Source organism: Pedobacter sp. 01T416_2, from assembly GCF_056398925.1.
Window position 1 is genome coordinate 1 of sequence record NZ_JBFTQI010001037.1, and the last position, 1594, is coordinate 1594.

At 32.6% G+C, this 1594-nt stretch carries 2 protein-coding genes; both read right to left on the minus strand.

All coding sequences use genetic code 11. The features are described from left to right. Positions 1 to 232 precede the first annotated feature (232 nt). Entirely contained in the window at positions 233 to 706 is a 474-nt protein-coding gene (locus AC1DPQ_RS27090) for an SMI1/KNR4 family protein (RefSeq protein WP_477583194.1), read from the minus strand. A 117-nt stretch (positions 707 to 823) separates the two neighbouring features. Beyond that, positions 824 to 1249: a hypothetical protein gene (locus AC1DPQ_RS27095; RefSeq protein ID WP_477583192.1), complete on the minus strand. Its 426-nt coding sequence runs from the start codon at positions 1247 to 1249 to the stop codon at positions 824 to 826. Positions 1250 to 1594: the final 345 nt, after the last annotated feature.

A 1594-nucleotide genomic window follows, 5' to 3' on the forward strand; every position in this document is an offset into this window, starting at 1 on the left:
AATGTATCCTTTGTGCAATCACAGTTTTTACTTGGATTTTTTTGAGTTATACTCAATTTAGTAGGGTGTTTATTAGTACAGGCAGCTACAATTAAAAGTAAAGCTAGAATATTTAGATAACGTTTCATAATATTGGAGTTAACATCGAAACATTTGGGTAGAATAGCTGGAGTTGTTCTAAAGATAGGGTTTTGGGATCCGATATACTAAAGTAAACCGAATAAAATTCATTTTATTTAGTCAATCGTTTTATATTTTCTCTCCAGATGTAAAGCCCGTCAAAAACACCGCCGGTTAAAAATGCCTCTAAAAATTCAGGGAATGAATTTGTTAAGGTGATTACATTTTCCACCTTGTTATAAATGTGGTAATCATTTCTGTCGACAGGATTTATATTGATTGTCCACATATCAGAATAGATTAAATATTCCGCAAAATGGAAATCATTTAGTTCCACTGCATAAGTATCTGGTTGGTCTATATTGTCAATAATTTCGTCTAATGGAATGATCCTAAACATATCTTCCTCTGATTCGAAACCATTTGAAAAGCTATAGAATTTAACTAAATCATCGGGTAATTTAACTCTCATGATGTTCTCAAAATCCAATATTTCCGTTGGGGAAGCTGGCGCATAAAGCATAATCCCAAGTTCTTCCTTATCAGCCATAATTCTGGCTATAATGTCTGTTATTGTTGGATGCATGAGTATTTGATTAGGATAATCGTCCTTATGAAATTTTGTAAATAACTATATAATTTAAATTCTATAGCCTATTTTCTTTTGTTCTTCACACGTGGCAGGCATGCGCCAGCGGAGGTATTATTCATCTATGTCTTCGAACGTTAATTTGTTGTTTTTCTTTTCAATTTCTATTTTCCTCCAGGTTGGTGCATATCCACTTCCATGTGGCTCAAAAAGTTCCCTAACATACTGTTCTTCTGTTTCGTAATTTGTAAATCTTTTAGGCCCATTGTAGTCGCGTTCCTGGTTATCAAAACGGGTTGTAACTTCTTCCTCTTTAGAGAAATTAGAAGCATTTTTTATCTGATTTATGATTCTTTGTTTATCATTAGGTGTAATAATCAAAGTAAAGGTGTGGTAATAGTCACCCACTCCCCAATCAGATTTATTCTCCTCAATTTTATAATTATCTTTTAGCTGAATACCCTGCTCCATTAGTAATTTTTCTGCATCTGTTTTCGAAAACAGCTCGTCTTCGAATACATATAAAACAGTTTTTATCAAGATCAAAAGTGTCAAAATTATGGAGATATATTTTCCAACCTTTGGGTAGCCCAATTTCTTTGGTAACCAATATGTAAGGTAAATAAGGGCTGTTATTAAGAAAAAAAATATAAATCCAATTATTATTATGATCATTTGTTGGCTTTAATATATCTGCATAAATGTTTAATTGAAGAGCGGACTTTTTTCATAAATGCTTCAGGTCAATAGTGTAAAACACAAGCGTTTTTAAGTTGATCGGTCATTTATAATGTCGAGTGGTGTAGCAAATGAACCCTTATTTGTAATATAATCTTTATCATCTTCGGTTAGTTCGTTTGTACCGAGTGCAATGTCTTCCCATAC